This is a genomic window from Ligilactobacillus acidipiscis DSM 15836 (assembly GCF_001435755.1).
GTDB classification, from domain to species: Bacteria; Bacillota; Bacilli; order Lactobacillales; family Lactobacillaceae; genus Ligilactobacillus; species Ligilactobacillus acidipiscis.
Genome location: NZ_AZFI01000122.1, coordinates 1 through 6,429, shown reverse-complemented (window position 1 = coordinate 6,429; position 6,429 = coordinate 1). Strand labels below are relative to the sequence as shown.

7 protein-coding genes are annotated in these 6,429 nt (G+C 36.8%); 6 read left to right on the top strand and 1 reads right to left on the bottom strand.

The annotated features are described in order from the left end of the window. The first annotated feature begins 131 nt into the window (after positions 1–131). The 4 genes from FC65_RS08035 (at position 132) to FC65_RS08020 (ending at position 2,707) form a co-directional block, all read left to right on the top strand. Positions 132–899: a TatD family hydrolase gene (locus tag FC65_RS08035; protein ID WP_056972238.1), complete on the top strand. Its 768-nt coding sequence runs from the start codon at positions 132–134 to the stop codon at positions 897–899. A gap of 8 nt (positions 900–907) precedes the next feature. Continuing rightward, the gene (gene rnmV, locus FC65_RS08030) at positions 908–1,471 is read left to right on the top strand and encodes a ribonuclease M5 (protein WP_191979912.1); all 564 of its coding nucleotides are present in this window, start codon (positions 908–910) and stop codon (positions 1,469–1,471) included. Further along, positions 1,464–2,369 carry a 16S rRNA (adenine(1518)-N(6)/adenine(1519)-N(6))-dimethyltransferase RsmA gene (gene rsmA, locus FC65_RS08025; RefSeq protein ID WP_056972234.1) on the top strand — a complete coding sequence of 302 codons (906 nt, stop codon included), beginning with the start codon at positions 1,464–1,466 and terminating at the stop codon, positions 2,367–2,369. Before rnmV ends, rsmA begins: the two co-directional genes overlap by 8 nt. Positions 2,370–2,467: 98 nt before the next feature. Continuing rightward, the gene (locus FC65_RS08020) at positions 2,468–2,707 is read left to right on the top strand and encodes a Veg family protein (protein ID WP_010499388.1); all 240 of its coding nucleotides are present in this window, start codon (positions 2,468–2,470) and stop codon (positions 2,705–2,707) included. A gap of 84 nt (positions 2,708–2,791) precedes the next feature. Here FC65_RS08020 and ispE read toward each other — a convergent pair whose 3' ends face one another. Next, a complete protein-coding gene (gene ispE, locus FC65_RS08015) occupies positions 2,792–3,676 on the bottom strand; it encodes a 4-(cytidine 5'-diphospho)-2-C-methyl-D-erythritol kinase (RefSeq protein ID WP_056972232.1) in 885 nt (294 codons plus the stop codon). Between the two features lie 395 nt (positions 3,677–4,071). Between ispE and purR the strand changes: the two genes are divergently transcribed. Continuing rightward, complete coding sequence (gene purR / locus FC65_RS08010) at positions 4,072–4,902, top strand: pur operon repressor (protein WP_010499392.1); 831 nt, start codon at positions 4,072–4,074, stop codon at positions 4,900–4,902. Between the two features lie 545 nt (positions 4,903–5,447). After that, a complete protein-coding gene (locus tag FC65_RS08005) occupies positions 5,448–6,302 on the top strand; it encodes a helix-turn-helix domain-containing protein (RefSeq protein ID WP_010499394.1) in 855 nt (284 codons plus the stop codon). Positions 6,303–6,429 lie beyond the last annotated feature (127 nt).

Below are 6,429 nucleotides of genomic sequence, written 5' to 3'. Positions count from 1 at the left end.
GAGGCAAGCGGGAAGAAGCGAGTATATCGGGTTTTAAGCATATTGTGTTTCTGGCACTGTGAGACCCAGACAGGATAAGCGGGGTTTAGCAAGAACTATTTATGTCTTAAAAATAGGAGAGGAAGTATCTGATGCAAATTTTTGATTCACATACACATATTAACTCTGCTGAATTTGAAAACGACAGGGAAGACGTGATCGAGCGTGCAAAAGCTCTGGGTGTTGAGGCGATGCTGGTTATTGGTTATGATGAGCCAAGCACTATTGAATTAGGAAAATTATTAGAAAACTACCAGCATATTTATGGCGCAGTCGGTTGTCATCCTGAAGATAGCAAAAAATATTGTCTGACTTTAGAGAAGAAAATGACAGATTTTTTAAAGAAGGATAAAGTAGTTGCAGTCGGTGAAATAGGGCTCGACTATCATTGCGGCGTTGACCATGATTTGCAAAAAGAAGTCTTTAAAAAGCAAATTGCATTAGCACAAACGCTTGAAATGCCCATCAGTGTGCATAATCGTGACGCCTTTACTGATTGCTATGAGATTTTAAAAGAAGCTGATGTCGGCCATTATGGCGGAATTATGCATAGTTTTAATGGAGACTGGCAGTGGGCACAGAAATTTTTAGACTTAGGAATGGAACTTTCATATAGCGGTGTGGTAACATTTAATAATGCAAAAGAAGTTCAAGAGGCTGCTATTAAAACTCCGCTCGACCACATATTAGTTGAAACAGACGCACCATACCTGACGCCGGTGCCATATCGTGGTCAGCAAAACGAGCCTGCCATGACACGTTACACTTTAGAATTTATTGCGGAGGCTCGAAGAGTACCTGCTTTTGAACTTGCAGAAGCTGCTTATCAAAATACGAAAAGAGTTTTACACCTTAAATGAGTAAAAAAATGAAGATTCAAGAAGTGATCGTAGTTGAAGGAAAAGATGATACTAAACGGATCAACATGGCCGTTAATGCCGATACGATCGAAACCAGGGGTTCAGCTATCAGCGATGAAGTCTTGCAACAAATTGATGAATTAAATGAGATCAGAGGAGTGATCGTTTTTACTGATCCCGATTTTTCTGGAGAAAAAACCAGAAAGACGATCCAAGCTGCTGTACCAGGAGTAAAGCATGCCTTTTTGAAGAAAAAAGATGCTGTGCCTCATGGACAAGGAAGTCTAGGAGTGGAACATGCAACCCCTGAAACGATCAGAGATGCTTTAGCACATTTGTATACAGAAGTTCCTGAAGCGCAGCCGCAGATCACACAAGCGGATCTGTTAGCCGCTAAGCTGATTTCTGGACCCAATGCTAGAAAAAGAAGAGAAGTTTTATGCGAATTTTTACGGATCGGCTATGTAAATGGCAAACAACTATATAAAAGATTAAATTTATTTCAAGTCACGCCAGAAGAATTTAAGAAAGCTTTACAATACGTTAACGAGATGGAGGAAAATAATGAGTGATAATGAAAGACCGGAAATTGGTTCTGGTACACGCACTAAAGCAATTATGGAAACCTATGGTCTGACCTTCAAAAAAAGCTTAGGACAAAATTTTTTGACTGACTTGAATGTGTTAAAAAAAATAGTAACTGCGGCTGATGTTACTGCAGATGATGATGTGATCGAGATCGGACCTGGAATTGGGGCTTTGACTGAGCAGCTCGCAAAAAATGCCCATCAAGTATTGGCTTTAGAGATCGACGAAAGATTGATTCCTGTTTTAGGAGAAACTTTAGCAGACTATGCCAACATTACAGTTTTACATGGTGATATTTTACAAACACAATTATCAGCCCTGATCCAAGAACATTTTGATGGGCAGCATGCGGTAAAAATCGTTGCCAACCTGCCCTATTACATTACGACTCCGATCGTATTACATCTCCTTGATGAAGAGGCAGATTTTGAGTCGATCACGGTTATGATGCAAAAGGAAGTTGCACAACGTTTGACAGCTAGCCCCGGAAATAAGGACTATGGGTCTTTAACGATCGGAGTTGCTTATTCAACTGACAGTGAGATCGCTTTTACTGTACCTAAGACAGTGTTCGTGCCAAGCCCTAAAGTTGATTCTGCTATTGTATCAATGAAAAAAAGGCGGCAGGAGAAATATCATCCACAAAATGAAGTTAATTTTAAAAGATTAGTTCGTGGGAGTTTTATGCATAAGCGCAAAAGTTTATGGAATAATTTATTAGGCTTATATGGTAAGGATGAAAATATTAAAAACAAATTAACTTCTGCTTTAAACAGTTCGCAAATCGAGCCAGGAATCAGAGCAGAAAGGCTTAGTGTCGCGGATTTTGTCAAGCTGAGCGATAGTTTAGAAGAACAAAAGTTAGTACCAAAAAGTAAATAAAAAATTTATTATTTTTGTTGATGTAAAATTATTGGTGTGGTATAATTGCGGTTTTTGTAAAAAAGTGGTATCATTGCTCTTTAGAAGGAGTGGATCAAATGCCTGTTACGATAGCTACGATCAAAACCAAATTAGATGACCGCATCGGTAATAATTTAACTGTAACAACTCAGGTTGGCCGCAAAAAAGTTACTACAAGACATGGAATTTTACGTGAGACATTTCCTGCTGTTTTCGTTGTTGACCTTGACCAAAATGAGAATGCGGTCAAACGCGTCTCTTTTAGTTACACAGATGTTTTAACTAAAAACATTGAATTAAATTTTGATAATGACTAAAAATGCGCCTTGATATGATAACATCAAAGGGCTTTTTTTTAATAAAATGATCTTACTCTGTTTTCTTCAAAAAACAGGGTAAGATCATTTTATTGTATGAACATTGGAGCCCTTCAAAGTGATAGACTTCACCAGATAGACTTCTTCACAGAACCCCCGCAAACTATTGTAAACACGGGCAGCACGAGAATAGTTTTGGCAAACTCCGTAAACAGTTGGTCCAGTTCCGCTCATTAAAGCTGCAGAGGTCCCGAATTGAAGCATTTTATGCTTGATCCTCGTTATTTCCGGATAACGAGCAGCGGAGATCGGTTCTAGAACATTTTGCATATTACTAGTGATCAGCTTGAAATCTTGGTCTTTGATCCCTGATACGAGTTGAGCGACATTTAAATGCTCTAGGTTATCATAGTTTATCTGCTTCAAGATAAAGGGAGTAGAGACGCTTGCAGGAGGTTTAGCAATAACGAACCACATTGTTGGTAATTCTCTAAGAGGGGTGACTATTTCGCCTTGCCCCGTCACGAGTGCAGTTTGACTATAGACACAAAAAGGAACATCAGAATCGATCGACAGTCCGAACTGTGCTAATTCTTTGGAAGACAATCCCAATTTCCATAATTTATTCAGCGCTCGTAAAACTGCAGCTGCATCCGCTGAACCGCCCCCCATTCCAGCAGCAACCGGAATATTTTTTTTGATTGAAATTTTAAGGCCTGTTTCAATGCCAAAATGACTTTTGATTTTTTTTGCGGCTTGATAGGTTAAGTTGCGTTGGTCGCAAGGTAAAAAGCCGCTGTCGGTTTTGACAGTGATCCGGTCGTCATCAGACATGGTTTCAATATGAACATAATCTGCCAGGTCGATCGCTGTCATTACCATCTCCCATTCAAAACTACCATTAGGATGTCGAAATGGGGTATCTAGACACAAATTTAATTTGGCCGGGGCCTTTTCTGTGATCTCCAAGGTCTCACCTTATTCCTAAACGTTTGTTAAACTTAATTATATCTATAATAATACAATTTTAAAAGCCTAACGGACTAACTAAAACAGTTTAACGGATAATTAGTGGGAAAATTTAATTAAGTAAGCAATACAAACGTCAAGTGACTAGCTATTTTAATAAAAAGATTGACGAAACTCGTAAAAAGTGATAAGTTAAATCTTGCTGCTTCGTAATACGCGAACGTTAATTTGTTCTGTAATAGACTGAAAAAATTCAAGCTTTTAAGAGCTTATTTTTCATAAATGCGAACATTAATGCTTAAATACATAAAAAAACTACTATATTTGCTAAAGTTAGCGTATAATAACGAAGTGAAATTCAATTTAAAGAATAATTTGCTAGTGGAGGTTGAAATTTGAAAACAAGAAGAAGCGATCGTTTGATCGACATGACTAATTACTTAATGGAAAGGCCGCACACACTAATTTCATTAACTTTTTTCGCGGATAGATATGAATCAGCTAAATCTTCGATTTCTGAAGATCTGGCTATCATTAAGCGGACTTTTAAAAATAGAGGGATCGGCATCTTAGAAACAATTCCTGGTGCCGCTGGTGGTGCACGTTTTATTCCGTCGATCGTCGAAGATGAAGCACGTGATTTTATTAATGAAATGGTAACTGAAATGTCTTCAGAAAGTCGCTTATTACCAGGGGGATATGTTTACTTGTCTGACCTTTTAGGCCGGCCAGATGTGTTACGGCGTGTAGGTCGCGTGATCGCGCGGGAATATATCGATAAACAGATCGATGCCGTTATGACAGTTGCAACTAAGGGAGTTCCGATCGCTCAAAGCGTTTCTGAATACCTCAATGTCCCATTTGTGATAGTTCGTCGTGATTCTAAAATTACCGAAGGTGCGACAGTTTCCGTTAATTTTGTTTCTGGATCAAGTGAAAGAATCGAAAAAATGGAGTTATCCAAGCGGAGTTTGAAGCAAGGTTCGCACGTTTTAGTTGTTGATGATTTTATGAAGGGCGGCGGAACTGTTAACGGAATGAAGTCAATGATCGAAGAATTTGATTCTGAATTGGTTGGCATCACAGTTTTTGCTGAAGGATCATTTACAGGTCAAAGATTGGTGGATAATTACACTTCATTATTGAAAGTTGACCAAGTTAACTCAGAAGATAAGACGATACATGTTGATGCTGGAAATTATCTAGAGAAAGTCTTTGATAAATAAATTTTAATTTCTTAATGGAATGACAATATTGTTGTTCCAGTTTTTTTGTAATTAAAAACAAAATATAAACTAGTGGACAACATACTTTTAGCCTTCTAAAAGAAATAATTAAACTAGCCCAAACTTAAACTGTGTATTAAATATTAGTAGATATTAACTTGGATATAATTTAATGAACTATAAAATGAGCCTTTATGAAGTAAATGGCTCTCATTTAATATGATTAAAGTTGATTATTATTAATTATGGAATGCTTTACTTGACAATTAAGCAATATTTAAAGAGAATAAGCATATATATAAAAGTTGTTTGGAGTACTGAGAATATCTTAATAGGGTAAAAAAGATAAGATATTTGATTTATAAACCTTATGTTTTGCAATTTATGCAAAAATTGTTTAAACTTTTTAAGTATAGGAGTCATACTATTTGACAAATAGCTATAAACTATCTAGTTTATAAAGTAGTGCTAGCTAGAAATTTTAATTCAGCATTAAGCTGTAATTATTATTTTAGAAAATGTACCTATTAAGAGGGGAAATCATTATGATAGATGGCCAAAAAATTAAAGATACACGAAAAAAGTTAGGTATCTCTCAGCAAGATCTGGCAAAGGGGATCACAACTCAAGGGACGATCAGTTTGCTTGAAAGAAATTCTACCTCTCCTAGAGGGGATATTTTAGCTAAGATCATTGCACGTTTAGGTTTGAAACTTGAGGATGTTGTGGTTGATAATGAAGTTTTAACCGCCCAACGTTTTTTAGATGAAGCCGATAAATTTAGTATGAACAATGAGTATGATCGAGCATTAGAAACTCTCGATAAAATTGATAAGTTAAGCGACAACGAGCAAGAGGCTCATTATCTTTTCTTAAAGACTAATGCTAAGATGTGGAAGACCCGTGATTTTGAAGATGCGCTATTTGGTTTTAATCGGATCTTGCAGATGCGGAATAAGCAAGTTGATATTTTCACCGTCTTAGCTACTTGTGAACTGGGCGTGGTTTATTTGGAAAGAAAAGAAAATGACAAGGCCAGTTTTTATTTTGAACAGGTCCCTGGCTTGTTAGAAAACATCAATCTTGACGATTATGTTTTTTGGGCACTCTTTATCTGGAAGAATCTGACCTTGTATTATTACCGGATGATGGACTTTGATAAATGTGCTGAGATCTTGGCTCAAGCCGAAGAATTTTCGAACAGGCACTTTACCCCAGTCTTTATTGATTCGCTTTATTATACAAATGCCTTAGTTCTTCATGATAAGAATGGAGAGTGGACCAAGGATGGTATTAAATATTTATTAAAGTCATGGGTATTTGCAACATTCACTGATAATAAGGAAAACATCAAGAAATCTAGTGAGATCCTGACTGAGATCGGTTATTTACCAAAATAACCAGGTCTGCGATTTTGATCGACATACTATTAAAAGGCTTCTATCAAGTTAACTCAACTGATAGAAGCTTTTTTTCGAGAGAAAATATTTCATAGATAAACCTGAATTATTCATACTTTTTGTCTTA

Bases quoted from the DNA above. Each gene is read 5' to 3' on its own strand.
- rsmA (WP_056972234.1), top strand. From the start codon at position 1,464: ATGAGTGATAATGAAAGACCGGAAATTGGTTCTGGTACACGCACTAAA.
- rnmV (WP_191979912.1), top strand. From the start codon at position 908: ATGAAGATTCAAGAAGTGATCGTAGTTGAAGGAAAAGATGATACTAAA.
- FC65_RS08020 (WP_010499388.1), top strand. From the start codon at position 2,468: ATGCCTGTTACGATAGCTACGATCAAAACCAAATTAGATGACCGCATC.
- FC65_RS08005 (WP_010499394.1), top strand. From the start codon at position 5,448: ATGATAGATGGCCAAAAAATTAAAGATACACGAAAAAAGTTAGGTATC.
- FC65_RS08035 (WP_056972238.1), top strand. From the start codon at position 132: ATGCAAATTTTTGATTCACATACACATATTAACTCTGCTGAATTTGAA.